Annotated in this window: 12 protein-coding genes; 10 read left to right on the top strand and 2 right to left on the bottom strand. The window is 61.4% G+C overall.

Annotation, left to right across the window (positions count from 1 at the left end; all coding sequences use genetic code 11):
• Positions 1-67: 67 nt before the first annotated feature.
• Positions 68-1,255: a pyridoxal phosphate-dependent aminotransferase gene (locus tag CTR53_RS02710; protein ID WP_290809253.1), complete on the bottom strand. Its 1,188-nt coding sequence runs from the start codon at positions 1,253-1,255 to the stop codon at positions 68-70.
• Between the two features lie 230 nt (positions 1,256-1,485).
• On the opposite strand from CTR53_RS02710, the gene CTR53_RS02705 reads away from it, so the two are divergent.
• A complete protein-coding gene (locus CTR53_RS02705; RefSeq protein WP_290809251.1) occupies positions 1,486-1,809 on the top strand; it encodes an NIPSNAP family protein in 324 nt (107 codons plus the stop codon).
• Between the two features lie 24 nt (positions 1,810-1,833).
• Positions 1,834-3,519 (top strand): thiamine pyrophosphate-binding protein, encoded by a 1,686-nt coding sequence (locus tag CTR53_RS02700; protein ID WP_290809249.1) that lies wholly within the window; start codon positions 1,834-1,836, stop codon positions 3,517-3,519.
• 93 nt (positions 3,520-3,612) lie between these two features.
• Here CTR53_RS02700 and CTR53_RS02695 read toward each other — a convergent pair whose 3' ends face one another.
• Positions 3,613-4,548, bottom strand: coding sequence for a DMT family transporter (locus tag CTR53_RS02695; RefSeq protein ID WP_290809247.1), 936 nt, complete (start codon positions 4,546-4,548; stop codon positions 3,613-3,615).
• Positions 4,549-4,966: 418 nt separating this feature from the next.
• Between CTR53_RS02695 and CTR53_RS02690 the strand changes: the two genes are divergently transcribed.
• The 8 genes from CTR53_RS02690 to CTR53_RS02655 form a co-directional block, all read left to right on the top strand.
• Positions 4,967-5,875, top strand: coding sequence for a LysR family transcriptional regulator (locus CTR53_RS02690; protein ID WP_290809245.1), 909 nt, complete (start codon positions 4,967-4,969; stop codon positions 5,873-5,875).
• A 226-nt stretch (positions 5,876-6,101) separates the two neighbouring features.
• Positions 6,102-7,361: an MFS transporter gene (locus CTR53_RS02685; protein WP_290809243.1), complete on the top strand. Its 1,260-nt coding sequence runs from the start codon at positions 6,102-6,104 to the stop codon at positions 7,359-7,361.
• A 52-nt stretch (positions 7,362-7,413) separates the two neighbouring features.
• Positions 7,414-8,664, top strand: a complete 1,251-nt coding sequence (locus CTR53_RS02680) for an adenylate/guanylate cyclase domain-containing protein (protein WP_290809241.1) — start codon at positions 7,414-7,416, stop codon at positions 8,662-8,664.
• Positions 8,665-8,982: 318 nt separating this feature from the next.
• The gene (locus CTR53_RS02675) at positions 8,983-9,501 is read left to right on the top strand and encodes a PAS domain-containing protein (protein ID WP_290809239.1); all 519 of its coding nucleotides are present in this window, start codon (positions 8,983-8,985) and stop codon (positions 9,499-9,501) included.
• A 153-nt stretch (positions 9,502-9,654) separates the two neighbouring features.
• Positions 9,655-10,506 carry a sulfite exporter TauE/SafE family protein gene (locus tag CTR53_RS02670; RefSeq protein ID WP_290809237.1) on the top strand — a complete coding sequence of 284 codons (852 nt, stop codon included), beginning with the start codon at positions 9,655-9,657 and terminating at the stop codon, positions 10,504-10,506.
• Positions 10,507-10,633: 127 nt separating this feature from the next.
• Positions 10,634-12,103 (top strand): sensor domain-containing diguanylate cyclase, encoded by a 1,470-nt coding sequence (locus tag CTR53_RS02665; protein ID WP_290809234.1) that lies wholly within the window; start codon positions 10,634-10,636, stop codon positions 12,101-12,103.
• 120 nt (positions 12,104-12,223) lie between these two features.
• Positions 12,224-13,165, top strand: a complete 942-nt coding sequence (locus CTR53_RS02660; RefSeq protein ID WP_290809232.1) for a UDP-glucuronic acid decarboxylase family protein — start codon at positions 12,224-12,226, stop codon at positions 13,163-13,165.
• Between the two features lie 654 nt (positions 13,166-13,819).
• Positions 13,820-15,782, top strand: a 1,963-nt coding sequence (locus tag CTR53_RS02655) for a beta strand repeat-containing protein (RefSeq protein WP_367158934.1), incomplete at its 3' end; no start/stop codon positions are given.

Raw genomic sequence — 15,782 nt, 5'->3', positions numbered from 1 at the left:
GATAAGTAGGAAACGGCCGTTTGATCATTTTTTATACCGGATGAACAAAAAACAGGCTGTTTTGTGCCTAATGTTTCGGCTTGGTCTGGCTCAGGAACGTCGCGATGCGGCCCAGGGCCTCGGAGATGGCCTGATCTGAGGCAGCGAAGGACAGCCGGAGGTAGCCCTCGCCATGACTGCCGAAGCTGGTGCCGGCAATGGTGGCGACCCCGGCCTGCTCCAGCAGCCCATCTTGCATCTGGCGGGCGTTCAGGCCGGTCTCGGTGATGTTGGGGAAGGCATAGAAGGCGCCCTCGGGCTTGATGCAGGAGAGGCCGGGGATCTTGTTCAGTCCGGCGACGCACAGATCGCGGCGGCGGCGGAAGGCCTGGCGCATCTCCTCGACGGCGTCTTGCGGCCCCGTCAGCGCGGCGATGCCGGCAAACTGGGTCGGCGCATTCACGCAGGAATGGGTGTTGATCGCCAGCTTGGTGGCCAGTTCGGCCAGCCGCGCCGGCCACAGGCCCCAGCCCAGCCGCCAGCCGGTCATCGCATAGGTCTTCGACCAGCCTTCCAGGATGATCAGCCGGTCGGCCAGCTGATCGAGATAGGGAATGAAACTGGCGTAGGCGCCGTCGCCGTCCAGCACCAGGCGCGAATAGATCTCGTCGGCCATGATGGTGACATGCGGGAAGCGCTGCAAACCCTCGACCAGCTTCTTCACTTCCGAGGCCGGCGCGACGCCACCGGTCGGATTGGCGGGCGAGTTGACGATCAGCAGGCGCGTCTGCGGCGTGATGCGCGCCAGCAGGTCATCGGCGCGGAAGGCGAAGCCGTTCTTTTCCAGCAGCGGATAGCCGGCCAGTTTCGCGCCGGTGTAGTTGACCAGGCTTTCATAGATCGGGAAGCCGGGATCCGGATACATGATCTCGGCGCCGGGTTCGCCGAACATCTCGATGGCGGTGGCCATCGTCACCTTGCCACCTGGCACGATCACGATGCGATCAGGCGAGACATTCACTTTATATCGGCCGGCGATCTCGGCGCAGACGGCTTCGCGCAATGGGAGGATGCCGTTAGCCGGCGTATAGCCGTGATGACCATCGCGCAGCGCCTTGATCGCGGCCTCGACGACATGCGGCGGGGTGGGAAAATCGGGCTGGCCAATGCCAAGGTTGATGATGCTCTTGCCCTGCGCTTCCAGCGCCTTGGCGCGCGCCAGAACCTCGAAGGCGCTTTCCGAACCCAGACGCGACATCCGCGCGGCAATCTGCATGCTTTCCTCCCGGGAATTTATCCTTCCGCTTATGACGGGATTCTGGCGGGCAAACAAGGCAGTGCAGTGCGAAACGCCGCTCGGAACGCCGCTTTCGGCATGATGACATGCCCCGAGCGCATCAGCCGGCGACCGGTGATCCTTTTGGGCTTGTTATTCATTGGTACAAGCTTGCGGGGCCGTGCCGGCTTGCCTAGTGTCCTTTGCCTCACGCAGAGGAAATCCCGCAAATGCTGTTCGACGTCCGCACCTATTCCTGCCGTCCCGGCACCATCAAGCTGCAGCTCGAACTCTACGAGAAGCTCGGCTTCACACCGCAGACACGCCACCTCGGTCAGCCGGTCGCTTTCCTGGTCACCGAGACCGGGCCGATCAACACCTATATCCACATCTGGGCCTACGAGAGCGCCGCCGATCGCGAAACCAAGCGCGCCGGCATGCAGGCCGACCCGGACTGGCAGGCGTTTCTGAAAGCCAGCGCCGAGGCCGGTTATCTGGTTGGCCAGCAGACCCAGTTGATGACCCCGGCCAGCTTCTTCAAGTTCAAGCGCTAATCCATCCGGCAGAGAGTTCTGGTTATGAAACGTAGTGGTGGTCAGATCCTGGTCGAGCAGTTGCGCCTGCATGGCGTCGACATGGCCTTCGGTGTGCCGGGCGAGAGTTTCCTTGCCGTGCTGGATGCGATGCACGATCACACCAACCACATGAAGTTCGTGATCTGCCGTCAGGAAGGCGGCGCTGCCATGATGGCGGACGCCTATGGAAAGACCACCGGCCGCCCCGGCATCTGCATGGTGACGCGCGGCCCAGGCGCAACCAATGCTTCGGCCGGCGTACATGTTGCCTACCAGGATTCGACGCCGATGATCCTGTTCATCGGTCAGGTCGGCCGCGACATGATCGAGCGCGAAGCCTTCCAGGAAGTCGACTACCGCCGCATGTTCGGCCAGATGGCCAAGTGGGTGGCGCAGATCGACGATGCCGCGCGCATCCCTGAATTCATCAGCCGCGCTTTCAGCGTGGCGATGTCGGGCCGGCGTGGCCCGGTCGTGCTGGCGCTGCCGGAAGACATGCTGACCGACATTGCCGATGTGCCTGATGGTCGCGCAATCATTCCGGCCGAGGCGCATCCCTCAATGGAGCAGATGGCGCAACTGAAGGCCATGCTGCAGGACGCGAAGAAGCCTTTCATGATTGTGGGCGGCAGCGGCTGGAGCGAGCGCGTGCGCGAGCAGGTGCAGGCCTGGGCCGGCGCGTCTGATATTTCCGTCGGTGCGGTGTTCCGCCGCCAGGATTACCTCGACAACGACTGGCCGAATTATGTCGGCGATGTCGGTATCGGCATCAATCCCAAGCTGCAGGCACGCGTCAAGGAGGCCGACCTGCTGCTGGTGATGGGCTCGAAGATGGGCGAGATGGCGACCGGCGGCTACACCATGCTGGGCATTCCGGTGCCAAGCCAGAAGATCGTGCATGTGCATGCTGGCGCCGAAGAACTCAACCGCGTCTATTCCGCCGATCTTCCCATTCATGCCAGCAACGCGGCTTTCGCCGCCGCGCTGACCAAGATGGGTCCGCTGGATGGCAAGACCTGGGCCGCGGCCACGAAACAGTCGCGCGCCGACTACGAGGCCTGGCAGCAGCCGGTGATCTCGCCGGGCGATGTCCAGATGTCGCAGATCATGAAGTGGCTCGACGACACGCTGCCGGCCGATGCGGTCTTCTGCAACGGTGCCGGCAACTACGCCACCTGGGTACATCGCTTCCATCGTTATCGCCGCCACAGCAACCAGCTCGCCCCGACCTCCGGTTCGATGGGCTATGGTCTGCCGGCGGCAGTGGCGGCCAAGCTGGTCAATCCGCAGCGCACGGTGATCGCTTTCGCCGGTGATGGTTGCTTCCTGATGACCGGTCAGGAATTCGCCACCGCGCTCCAGTATGGCGCCAACATCATCGCGATTGTCGTGAACAATGGCATGTATGGCACCATCCGCATGCATCAGGAGCGCGAATATCCCGCCCGCATCAGCGGCACCGAACTGCGCAATCCCGATTTCGCGGCTTACGCGCGCGCCTTCGGCGGCCATGGCGAGACGGTCGAGCGGACGGAAGATTTCGCGGCTGCCTTCGAACGCGCACAGAAGAGCGGCAAGCCGGCGATCATCGAGATCAAACTCGACGCGGAAGCGCTCACGCCGCGCCAGACGCTGGCCCAGATCCGCGAGGCCGGGCAGGCCGCCAAGGCGCATCACTCGGATCGGTGAACTTCCAATCTAAGCCGTCATGCCCGGGCTTGACCCGGGCATCCCATTAAATGGGACCCGCGGATCAAGTCCGCGGGTGACAATGAAAAAGTATCACCGCTTCACATTCACCAGCACTACGCCGCCGAGCGCCAGCGCGCCGCCGATCAGGCCGAGCGTGGTCGGCAGTTCGCTGAGCCAGAGCCAGCCGATCAAGGTCGCCACCGGCGGCACGGCGTAGAGCATGTTGGTGGCGCGCGACGCCGGCATGCGGGCCAGCACCATTGCCCAGGTGCCATAGACCACGAAGCTCGGGATGGCGGCGAGATACACGGCAGCGAAGATCGCGTCCGTCGAGGCCGCCTGCATCTGTGCGATGCCGTCCGCCAGCACGGGTGACAGCATCAGCGCGCCGATCACGATATTCCAGGCAGCCACGGTCAAGGGCTTGTGGCGGGCGAAGAGCGGCTTCTGCACGATGCTGTTGATCGCCGTGCAGAAGGTGGCGCCCAACACCAGCAGGATGCCGCTGTCGAATTCAAAACCACCGAGCTTGCCCACCGCGATGAAGCCGACGCCAAGGAAGGACAGCGCCGTGCCAAGCCAGGCGTAGAGACCAAAACGCTCGTTCAGGAACGCCATCGCCAGCAGCGCAGTCAGGATCGGATTGACGTTGATGATGAAGCTGGCGGCAGCAGCAGGCACCGTGCGCTGGCCCAGATTGAGCAGCGCGGTATAGAGCGCGACGAAGACCACGCCGCCGAAGGCGAAGCGCCAGGCGTCGCGCCAGCCGGGCAGGGCCGGCCGGGTGATCGCCAGGAAGAGCGCGGCCGGCACGGCAGCGATGCCGAAGCGCAACGCGCCGAGTTCGAGCGCCCCGAAGCCGGTCAGGCCGAGCCGGATGGCGGGGAAGGCGGAGGCCCAGCCCAGCACGGTGATCGTCACCAGGATCAGGGTGGTGGTACCAAGTCTGGTGTCTGGCCGGACCGGGATCGATCCGGCCGGGGCGGGCTTGGACTGAGTTGGCAGGGCTGCACAAGCGGTGGTCATGTTGAAGGTTCCTTGGATTTCAGTGAGCCAGTTTCATCCCGTGCGGAGCCAGTTCCGTCCCATTCGAGGCCAGTTCCGTCCCGTTTCATCCTGTTTCGTCCCGTTTCGTCCAGTTCTGTCCCGTTTCGTCCCATTGAATCCCGGTTAAGTCCTTGGTTCTGTGTGCCAAGCCCTTGATTTTGCTATTCACAATGTCCAAGAGCGGCGAGAGTCCGGCCAAAGCCGCATCTGTGCGCATAGCATTGCATGCGAACATATGTTCTTTATTATAGGAATAATAGCATAATTCGCTATAAACCACAACAGAGATACCTCGCTTACCGAACAGCCGCAGTGGATACCGGCCCTGAGAATGGGCCGAGGCAAACTGATTGACTATCGAACAGATAATGGGTCAGCTGTGCATATGGATCACAGCTTGCCCAGCACACTACCGCCCCTCGATACGCTGCGCGCCTTCGAGGCCGCCGCCCGGCTGGGCAGCTTTTCCGCCGCCGCCGAGGTGCTGAACCTCACCCATGGCGCGATCAGCCGGCAGGTGGCGAAGCTGGAGCGCTGGCTGGGGCTGAAGCTGTTCCTGCGCGCGGCGCGCGGCGTGAAGCTTACCCCCGACGGCGACCGGCTCTATGTCTCCACTCGTGAGGCCTTCGCGCTGATCGGCGCTTACTCCGACCGCTGGACCGAGCCGCGCGGCAGCTCGGTGGTGCGGCTGAGCGCACTGCCGTCGGTCAGCAGCCGCTGGCTCATGCCGCGTCTGTCCAAACTGGAAGGCGGCGACCTGCGCATCCTGTTCAGCGTCGATCACCGCCAGATCGATCTGGAGGATGAAGGCATCGACCTTGCCCTGCGCTGCGGGCGCGGCGAGGTGCCGGGGCGGGTGTCGCTGCAGCTGTTCGATGAATGGTGTTTTCCGGTCGCGTCACCTGAACTGGCGAAGAAGATCGGCAACGGCGACCCTAAGCGTTTGCTGGGCTATCCGCTGCTCCATGATTCCAGCGCAACCGGCTGGCGCGCCTGGTTCGCGGAGCAGGGGCTGGATTATCGTCCGGCGGTGCATGACCGTCGCTTCGAGGATTACAGCCTGGTGCTGGATGCTGCCGCCTGCGGACTGGGTATCGCGCTGGCGCGGCCCCCGCTGGCGCAACGCGATCTGGATGCCGGCCGCGTCGTGCAGGTCGATCCGCGGATTGCGCGCAATTCAGTGTCCTACTGGCTTGATCGCCCGCCAGGCAAGTTGCGCGGTGCTGCGGCCGAGCTTGCGCGCAGGCTAGCGGCCGAAGCCGGGGTGACACCGACAGCGCTTGCCATCTTCCTTGATACCGACTGAACGCGAGCCTTGCGCTGGTGCCTGTCGCCACGCGTGCACTGATCTTGGCTTCACCGAAGATACGGCTGCGCCGGAAAATGCAGTATATTCACTCTCGCAGGTATTCTGATGTCTATCGCCACGGGCCTGCCGCATTCCTGGGCAATGCTCCGCATGAGATTGAAATATCGTACTATGCGCTGCGGCGATCGGATCGCGCCGGGCCGGACTTCGGGATGAGTTCTGTATGATCGCCACCCTCGCGCCGGTCGGCGCGCTTCTCCTCAGTGTTGCACTGCTGCTGACCGGCAATGGCCTGCAGGGCACCTTGCTGCCGGTGCGGGCCAATCTGGAGAATTTCGGCGCGCTGTCGATCGGCGTGATGGGCTCGGCCTACTACATCGGCTTCGTTGCCGGTTGCGTCCTGACGCCGAAGCTGATCCTCCGCGTCGGTCATATCCGGCTGTTCACCGCCATGGTGGCAGTGGCATCGGTTGTACCGCTGCTGCATGCCATCGCCGTCGGTGGCCCGTCCTGGTGGCTGCTGCGCGCGATGACCGGCATGTGCCTGGCAGGGTTATACCTGATCATCGAAAGTTGGCTGAACGAACGCGCCGCACCGGAAAATCGCGGTATGATCTTCACCACCTACACGACGGTGAATTTCTCCGTCATCACGCTCGGGCAGATGCTCATGCTGGCTGACGACCCACTGCGGTTCCATCTTTTCAGCCTGGCCTCCATCCTCGTCTCGCTTGCCGCCGTGCCGGTGGCGTTGACCCGTTCGCCGCAGCCGGCGCCGATCTCTTCGGCGCGGCTTTCGTTGCGTAATCTGTACCGCGTGTCACCCGTCGGCGTGGCTGGCGTGCTGACGGTGGGGCTGGCCAATGGTGCCTTCTGGGGTATGGCGCCGGCTTTTGCCTCGCAGATGGGGCTGACCGTGCCGCAGATCGCCTGGTTCATGAGCGCCACCGTGGTTGGCGGCGCGTTGTCGCAATGGCCCTTCGGCCGACTTTCCGATCGCATGGATCGTCGCAAGACCATTCTGATTGCCTGCGGGCTGGCCTGCGGCGCGGCACTGCTGTTGATCTTCACCGGCTTTGCGATGCCGGCACTGATGATCGGCGCAGCCTTCCTGTTCGGGGTCTTCTCGTTTCCGCTTTATGCCCTCAGCTCCGCCCATGCCAATGATATGGCGAAGGGTGTCGATTTCGTCGCCATTGCCGGCGGCTTGCTGCTGATCAACGGGGCCGGATCCGTGGTCGGCCCGGTGATCGGCGGCATCGCCATGGATCGTTTCGGGCCGCTCGGCCTGTTCGGCTTCACCGCAATCGTTCATGCCACGATGACGGTCTTCACGCTTCATCGCATGCGCCAGCGCGCCGCGCCGCCGCAGGAACAGAAGGCCGATTTCGTACCGATGCCGGCCACCGCGCCGGTGCGGCCCGACCTGGATCCGCGCGCTGACGAAACTGCCGGGCCGCCGGAGCGATCCGCTGCCGCGTAAAAAACGACCGCCGTCACAGGAAATTGGCGGCGTAGTCGTATAGGCTGAGGGCATGATGATTCCCAATACCGAGATGATGCCGGCCAGCGACGTGCCGGTGGCGATGTGGTTGATCAAAGCCGGGCTGGAGGACGTATCTTCCGATGTCCTGATCACCGATTTCTGCGCCAGATCGGTGGAGGCGGGGATTCCGCTGCAGCGGGTTTTCGTCGGCATGGCGACGCTGCATCCGCTGTTGCGAGCGCGTGGCTATACCTGGATGCGCGATGGCGGGCTGGTCGGCAACGACGCCATGCCGCACCGCGACCCCAATGACGAGCCGGAAGCCTGGGTCGCCAGTCCGCTGCGGCACATGCTCAGTAACGACGTGCAGGAGATGCGTCGCCTTCTGGTTGGCGACAAGGCGGTCTACGATTTTTCGGTGCTGCGTGAATTCGCCGATCAGGGCCTGACCGACTGGTGTGCCATGGCGCATAGCTTCGGCTGGACCTTCGAGGACAGCCGTCACATTACAGATCGCTATGCCGGTATCGGTATGATCAGTTCCTTCACCACGGCGCAGGCTGGCGGCTTCACTGACGACCAGTTGACGCGCCTGCGCCGTCTGGTGCCGCTGCTGGCGCTGGCGGTCAAGGCAGCGACGCTGACGCAGATGAGCCGCGACCTGACGGCGGCCTATATCGGCGGCGATGCGGCGCATCGCGTGCTGAATGGTGTGATCCGGCGCGGCCAGGCAGAACGCGTGGAAGCGGTCATCCTTTATGCCGATCTTCGCGGCTTCACCGCGCTGGCCGATCGGCTGGCGATCGAGCCCCTGGTCGAAACACTGAATGCCTATTTCGACTGTCTCGGCCCAGCCATTGAGGTTGGTGGCGGGCAGGTATTGAAATTCCTTGGCGATGGTCTGCTGGCCAGCTTCCAGCTCGATGGGCGGCGGGCGGGCAGGGATGTCGGCACGGCGGCACTGAAAGCCGCCCGCGATGCGCTCGATGCGGTGGCAGCGCTGAATGCCGAGCGCGCGGCCGTCGGCCTGCCGGTGCTGGCGCTCGATATCGCACTGCATGAAGGCCTGGTGATGTATGGCAATGTCGGCACCGGTGCGCGGCTCGATTTCACGCTCATCGGTCCCACAGTGAATGAAGCGGCACGGCTGGAAAATCTGTGCGGCGCGCTCGACTGCAATCTGGTGGCCTCGGAAAGCTTCGTGCGCCTCATCGGCAGTGACGCCGGACTGGTCTCCCTCGGCCGACATGTATTGCGCGGCGTAGCCGAAATGCGCGAAGTGTTCGGCTTGGCGAAGTAAAGCGCGCCAGTCACTGGCAGCGGCATACCACCTGTAGCGTCGGCAAAGGCCAAATGCGGCAATATTGTGAAATTTATTCGCTGTGCGCTTAGTAACCTTGAATTAACGGTAATGGTGATTATCTTCAGTTCTGGTCGTTGAGACTAACGATGATCGCCGTCCGCAAAGCGGGATGCAGTGGCCCGCCGGCGCATCATCACCTTTCTCCTACAATCCGGACCGGTTCAGCAGCCTGCGGTTACGCATGGCTGAATTTTAATGCGTGCGTCATCCTGTGGCCGTGCCATTCTGCCACAAACAGATATGAGACCGCCTTCAATGGGACCGGCACAGGATCCGCGCCGGCGAGACGGTGACAAGCCTTTCGTCAGTGATCCCGAACTGAATTTCTGGTCAGCGCGACCGCGTGCGTTTGCTGCTACCTGGCGGGCGCGTATCCCTGCCGGCCTGACTATCCCACCGCGCCAGGTCTTCGCGCCGGAAAGCCTGGTCGAATTTCTGCCTTATCTACTGATCGTCGAAATGGACGAAACGCAGCAGCGCTATCGCAATCGCCTGGTCGGTACCGAAGTGGTCGCTCATGCCGGACGCGATACGACCGGCAAGTGGTTTGACGAAATCTACTCCGAGGCCACGCAGTATGGCCATCATCGGGCACATCAGTGGGTGCTGCAGCACCGACGGCCTTTGCGCGTGCACGGCACGATGGCATATGTCGATCGCGGCTATATGGCGGTTGAGTCGGTGGTAGTGCCGGTGTCGCTCAACCGGCCCGACAGCATCGAGCAGTTCATGATCTGCGTCGCATACGGCGACCTGCAGAAGAATGATATCTGATTTTTATGCAGTCGGTTCTGGCCTTCGCCGAACCAATGTACCAATCGAAGCCATAAATCGTATATTCCTTGCGGATTTCTGGTTACCCGCTGTTGCCTCGCGCCCTCGCTTAGGCGGACAATCCGGACCCGTTTTCCCAGTCGAGTCTTTCTTATGATCCTTGGCATTCCCTATACCGAGTTGGCCCTGCTTGCCGCCGCCCTGCTCGCGGCTGGTGCCGTGACCGGCGTTCTCGCCGGTGTTTTTGGTGTGGGCGGCGGCGCGGTCATCGTGCCGGTGCTCTACGAACTGTTCGCCATGCTGGGCGTGCCGGAAGAGGTGCGGATGCCGCTCTGCGTCGGCACCTCGCTGGCCGTGATCATTCCCACCTCGATCCGTTCGTTCAACGCGCACCGCGCCAAAGGCATGGTCGACATGTCGATCGTGAAGCTCTGGGCCGTACCGGTGGTCATCGGTGTGCTGGGCGGCGGCGTCATTGCACGCTACGCCCCGGCCGATGTGTTCAAGACCGTGTTTGTCGTCGTCGCCGGTTTGTCGGCTTTCCGCCTGCTGCTCGGCAAGGACAGCTGGAAGCTGGCCGACGACATCCCGGGGAACTTGGTGATGCGGCTGTTTGGCCTGGTGATTGGCGTGCTGTCGGCCCTCATGGGCATTGGCGGCGGCCAGCTTTCCAGCCTGTTCATGACCTTCTATGGCCGGCCGATCCATCAGGCGGTCGCGACGTCCTCCGGCCTGGGTGTGCTGATCTCCATCCCCGGGGCGATCGGTTATATGTATGCTGGGTGGCCGAAAGCCGCGGAATTTCCGGACGTCGCGGTCCTGCAATTGCCGCTTGCGCTGGGTTATGTCTCGCTGATCGGCTTTATTCTCTTCGTGCCGACCAGCATCTGGACCGCGCCGATCGGCGCGCGGTTGGCGCATTCGCTGCCCAAGCGGAAGCTCGAAATTCTCTTCGGGTTGTTCCTCGCGACAGTCTGTTTGCGGTTCGTACTGAGCTTCTTCTGAGATTCCGGTCGGGAGCCGGGGTTCGGCGCCTTGTGGCGGCGCCAAATTTCCCGGTCCGACCTCTGTACGGGGTACCCGTGCAACGGGTATCTGTGGTGCAGGGGTTCAGTTCGAAGCTGGTGTCTTGATGAGGTTTGTCCTGGGTGACAAGCGGGTGCTGGTGGCAACGGTGACGTTGCTGCTGCTGGTCGGCTTTCTGGCGACATCGCTGGCGAGTTACTTCGTGTCGCGCCAGTCGCTGCGCGATGCGGTGATCGAGACCGAACTGCCACTGACCTCCGACAATATCTATTCCGAGATTCAGAAAGATCTCATCCAGCCGATCGTCATTTCATCGGTGATGGCCACCGATACGTTTCTGCGCGACTGGGTGATCGACGGAGAGAAAAATCCCGATCGCATCACGTCGTATCTGAATGCGATCAAGGAACGTTACAACGCCTTCACCAGCTTCTTCATTTCCGATCGCACGCATATTTATTATCACGCCGATGGCATTCTGAAACATGTCGACGAAAAAGAGCCGCGCGATGAATGGTATTTCCGCGTGCGCGACATGAAGCCGCCATATGAAATCAATGTCGATCCCGATCTCGCCAATCAGGATGCCATGACGATCTTCATCAATTATCGCGTCATGGACTATTCCGGGAATTTCCTCGGTGCGGCGGGCATCGGTCTCACTGTAAATGCCGTGCGTACCTTGATCGACGATTATCAAAGCCGCTTCGGGCGCACGGTTTATTTTGCCAACGAGCAGGGGCAAATTGTCCTGGTGGGGGCAGACAATTCGGTGCCTGAAGATGAGATCGGGCAGCGTGGAAATCTTGGCGATTTGCATCGGAAATGGTCACGTCAGGAGACGCGGACTTTGGAATACGATTACCGCGGCAGCACGCGTTTTCTCAACGTGCGCTTCATTCCTGATCTTGGCTGGTATCTGCTGGTCGAAAAGGAAGCCGACCGCGATATCGCGCAGATCAGGCGCGCGCTTTACGTCAATTTGTTCATTTGCGTCGTCATCACCGTGCTGGTGCTGCTGGCGACATGGTTCTCCATCGGCCGCTATCAGCGCCGGCTGGAAGCGATGGCGACGACCGACAAGCTTACCGGTCTCGCCAGCCGTCATGCCTATGATATTCTGATCGATCAGGCGCTGCGTGATGCGCGGCGCCTCAATCAGCCGCTGTCTGTGGTGATGGTCGATGCGGACCATTTCAAACCGATCAACGATGAGGCCGGTCATCTTGCCGGCGATCGCGTATTGGTCGGCATCGCCAATGCCATCCGTGCCAGCCTGCGTTCATCCGATTTGATCTGCCGCTGGGGCGGCGATGAATTCCTGGTCGTGCTGCGCAACTGCGACCTGTTCAACGCCGAGCGACTGGGCGAAACCATCCGGCAGACCGTCGAAAATGCTGCATTCACCTTCAATGGCAATGCCATTCCCGTCACGGTGAGTGTGGGACTCGCGGTCCTGCGCGCGGATGACGATGCCGACACTTTCATTGGGCGTGCCGATGCCGCGCTCTATAACGCGAAGCAGGATGGCCGGAATGTCATGCGGTCCGATACCCGTATGCAGGCCGCGGATTGAGCTTGTCCGATTCGGTTCCGCTCCGCTGTTGCCGGAATCATATCAGCGCTTGTGCGGACTTAACTGCCCCGGTAGCTTTGCGAATCGCCGCTGTGACGGCATGGGTTCCAGGGGGACGGAATGCGTGATTCAGGACGGGTTCTCATCACCGGTGGTGCAGGCTTCTTAGGCTCACATCTGTGCGAGCGCCTGATCGGCGAGGGGATGGACGTCCTCTGCGTCGACAACTACTTCACCGGACGCCGCACCAATGTTGAGGCGCTGCTGGAGCATCCGCGTTTCGAGATCATGCGGCATGACGTGACCTTCCCGCTCTATGTGGAGGTCGATCAGATCTACAATCTGGCTTGCCCTGCATCGCCGGTCCACTATCAGCACGATCCGGTGCAGACCACCAAGACCAGTGTGCATGGTGCGATCAACATGCTCGGTCTTGCCAAGCGTGTGCGCGCCACGATTTTCCAGGCTTCGACGTCGGAAGTGTATGGCGATCCGCAAATTCACCCGCAGACCGAAGAATACTGGGGCCATGTCAATCCGATTGGCCTGCGCTCGTGCTACGACGAAGGCAAGCGCTGCGCTGAAACGCTGTTCTTCGATTACCACCGCCAGCATAAGTTGAAGATCAAGGTTGGCCGCATCTTCAATACCTACGGTCCCCGCATGCATCCCAACGACGGCCGCGTGGTGTCGAATTTTATCGTGCAGGCGCTGAAGGGCAGGGACATCACCATTTACGGGAAAGGCACGCAGACGCGCTCGTTCTGCTATGTGAGCGATCTGATCGACGGTTTCGTGCGTCTGATGGCGACCGGGCCGGAAGTGACCGGTCCGATCAACCTGGGTAATCCGGTCGAATTCACGATGCTCGAACTGGCCGAACTGGTCCTGAAGCTGACGGGCTCGTCGTCGAAGCTGATTTTCGAACCGCTCCCGTCAGATGACCCCAAACAGCGCCAGCCAGACATCTCGAAGGCTAAACAGGCGCTCGGATGGGAGCCGAAGGTGAAGCTGGAAGACGGTTTGAAGGAAACGATCGCCTATTTCCGCTCGGTCGTCTGAGAGATTCTCACGAAAAATTGCAGGTTAATATTCCTATCTTTATGATGGGGGAGTCGCTTTTTGGTTGTGCGACTGTCTCGCGCTGCGACAAATCTGTGACTGAAAATCGCCCCTCGGCACTACCCATAACCCACTGTTTTTAAAATGTTATTTAGCTACAGAGGATGAGGCCGATTCGTCTCGTCCGGGCTGCAAATATGGAAAACCGCTGTTTTCAGAAATACCCCTCCCTGCTTTTGATTACAGGACTATGAAACTGTCGCGTGCAAGAATCCCCTTGCGTTAACCAGGAAATTCATTTAGCCCTATGGCACGCGTACAGAAAGTTATTGCGAAACGCTACAGAAAGTGAGCGCTAGCCATGGGTACCTACCGCGAAGCGGCCCCAGGCCGTAGATTCGCCCCTAGATGGCAAATCGTCCTGCTGAACGAGCTAATTGGACCGGATTTTATCCGGGCCGTAGTCGCTCGTTTCTATAGCATTTCCACGGTTTTCAGCATTTTTGCGTCGTTCTGGTGTGAGGCTCACCGGAATGGCGATGTCGTGTACGCAAGCCTATTCCATTGTCGAGTCGGGCGTGAAGCACGCCAGACTCGTCGCATCGCATACACGACCATCGGCTAGCGCTAAGGCGCTTTGGGGGAGGATTTCTCATGTCTGGTATTAGCTTTCTTTCGACTGCGCAGATCGCCAATCTAACTGCGACCGCGATCCAGAATCTCACAACGACTGACATTCAGTCGCTGAAATCGACCCAGATCGCCGCGCTCTCCGAGACTGGCATCGATGCGCTCGACTCCACGCAGGTTGATGCGCTGCTGACCACGCAGGTCAAAGCGCTCACCGCGACCCAGGTCGGCTACTTTGAATCGGCGCAGTTGGTAAGCCTCGACGCGGGCCAGATTGCGGTTCTCTCCTCGGCGCAGATTGGTGCGTTGAGCACCGACAATCTCCTCGCCCTGGACACAACCCAGATCCAGGCGCTGAACACCACGCAGATCCGGTCGCTGACCACCACGCAGATCGCTGCGATCGAAACGGCCGATATCGTTGAATTCACCTCGACGCAGCTCAGTGCGCTGAATTCGACCCAGTTCGGCGCCATCAGCACCACCGCCCTCGGTGAACTGACCACCACGCAGATCTCCGGCCTGGCTTCGAGCACGATTCAGAGCTTGAGCACGGATCAGCTGGATGCGCTGACCTCGACCTTCATCAATGCGCTGGGTTCGACCCAGGTGAAGGGTTTCACGTCGACGCAGGTCGAATTGCTGGATGAAACCCAGATTGGCGCGCTGACCACCACTGCTATCGGCGTCTTGACTTCGTCGCAGGTTGCCGCAATCAGCACCACGGCGCTGATTGCGCTGGATTCCGACCAGACGCGGGCTCTGACTGCCACCCAGATCAAGGGGCTGACCACGGCGCAGGTCGCTGCGCTGGAAAGCACTGACATCCTCGACTTCACGACGACCCAGATCGCGGCGCTGACCGCGACGCAGATCAAGGTGCTGTCGACCACCAACCTGAATGCCCTGGACACCACCCAGACGCAGGCGCTGACCACCGCGCAGATTGCTGGCCTGACCACGACGCAGATCGGCGCGCTGGAAAGCAGCGACATCGCGGATCTGACCACGACGCAGATCAAGGCCCTGACCTCGACGCAGATCGGTGCGCTTGAGACGACCGATCTGAACGCCCTGACCTCGACGCAGGTCGGTGTTCTGTCGACGGCGCAGCTGAAGGGTCTGACCACGACGCAGGTTGGCGCGCTGGAAAGCACGGATCTGCTCGAACTGTCATCGACGCAGGTGGGTTCGCTGTCCTCGACACAGTTCAAGGCACTCAGCACCGCGGCGCTGACTGAACTGACCTCCACGCTGGCTGCCGGCCTCACCTCTTCGCAGCTGGGTGCGCTGACCACCGAGCAGCTCGATGTGCTGTCCTCGACCGCGGTCAGCGGCCTTGGCAGTACCCAGTTGAAGGGTCTGACCACGACCCAGGTGAGCTCGCTGGATGAGACGCAGATCGGCGCCCTGACCAGCACGGCGATCAAGGGCCTGACCTCGTCGCAGGTCGGTGCCATCACCACGACAGCACTGAATGCTCTGGACACGACCCAGACGCAGGCGCTGGCGTCCTCGCAGATCGCGGGTCTGACGACGACGCAGATCGGCGCGCTGGAAAGCACCGACATCGGCGAACTGTCCTCGACGCAGGTCAAGGCGCTGAACACCACGCAGGTGCGGGCGCTGTCGACCACCAACCTGAATGCCCTGGACACCACCCAGGCGCAGGCGCTGACATCCTCGCAGATTGCGGCTCTGACGCAGACCCAGATCGAGGGTCTTGAGACGACCGACATCGCGGATCTGACCACGACGCAGATCAAGGGCCTGAACACCACGCAGATCGGCCAGCTTGAGACGACCGACCTGAATGCCCTGACCTCGACGCAGTCGCAGGCTCTTTCGACGGCCCAGATCAAGGGTCTGACGACGACGCAGATCGGCGCGCTGGAAAGCACCGATATCGTTGAACTGACTTCTTCGCAGCTGGGTGCGCTGAATGCCACGCAGGTGCAGTCGATCAGCACCACGGCGATTGCGGAAC

It is taken from the genome of Ferrovibrio sp., assembly GCF_002796975.1.
Lineage (GTDB): Bacteria > Pseudomonadota > Alphaproteobacteria > Ferrovibrionales > Ferrovibrionaceae > Ferrovibrio.
This window is presented reverse-complemented; position numbering and strand designations above follow the sequence as displayed.

What these genes read in the sequence shown, in the direction of transcription:
- CTR53_RS02710 (WP_290809253.1), bottom strand. Translation starts at nt 1,255, where the DNA reads ATGCAGATTGCCGCGCGGATGTCGCGTCTGGGTTCGGAAAGCGCCTTC.
- CTR53_RS02705 (WP_290809251.1), top strand. Translation starts at nt 1,486, where the DNA reads ATGCTGTTCGACGTCCGCACCTATTCCTGCCGTCCCGGCACCATCAAG.
- CTR53_RS02700 (WP_290809249.1), top strand. Translation starts at nt 1,834, where the DNA reads ATGAAACGTAGTGGTGGTCAGATCCTGGTCGAGCAGTTGCGCCTGCAT.
- CTR53_RS02695 (WP_290809247.1), bottom strand. Translation starts at nt 4,548, where the DNA reads ATGACCACCGCTTGTGCAGCCCTGCCAACTCAGTCCAAGCCCGCCCCG.
- CTR53_RS02685 (WP_290809243.1), top strand. Translation starts at nt 6,102, where the DNA reads ATGATCGCCACCCTCGCGCCGGTCGGCGCGCTTCTCCTCAGTGTTGCA.
- CTR53_RS02680 (WP_290809241.1), top strand. Translation starts at nt 7,414, where the DNA reads ATGATGATTCCCAATACCGAGATGATGCCGGCCAGCGACGTGCCGGTG.
- CTR53_RS02675 (WP_290809239.1), top strand. Translation starts at nt 8,983, where the DNA reads ATGGGACCGGCACAGGATCCGCGCCGGCGAGACGGTGACAAGCCTTTC.
- CTR53_RS02670 (WP_290809237.1), top strand. Translation starts at nt 9,655, where the DNA reads ATGATCCTTGGCATTCCCTATACCGAGTTGGCCCTGCTTGCCGCCGCC.
- CTR53_RS02665 (WP_290809234.1), top strand. Translation starts at nt 10,634, where the DNA reads ATGAGGTTTGTCCTGGGTGACAAGCGGGTGCTGGTGGCAACGGTGACG.
- CTR53_RS02660 (WP_290809232.1), top strand. Translation starts at nt 12,224, where the DNA reads ATGCGTGATTCAGGACGGGTTCTCATCACCGGTGGTGCAGGCTTCTTA.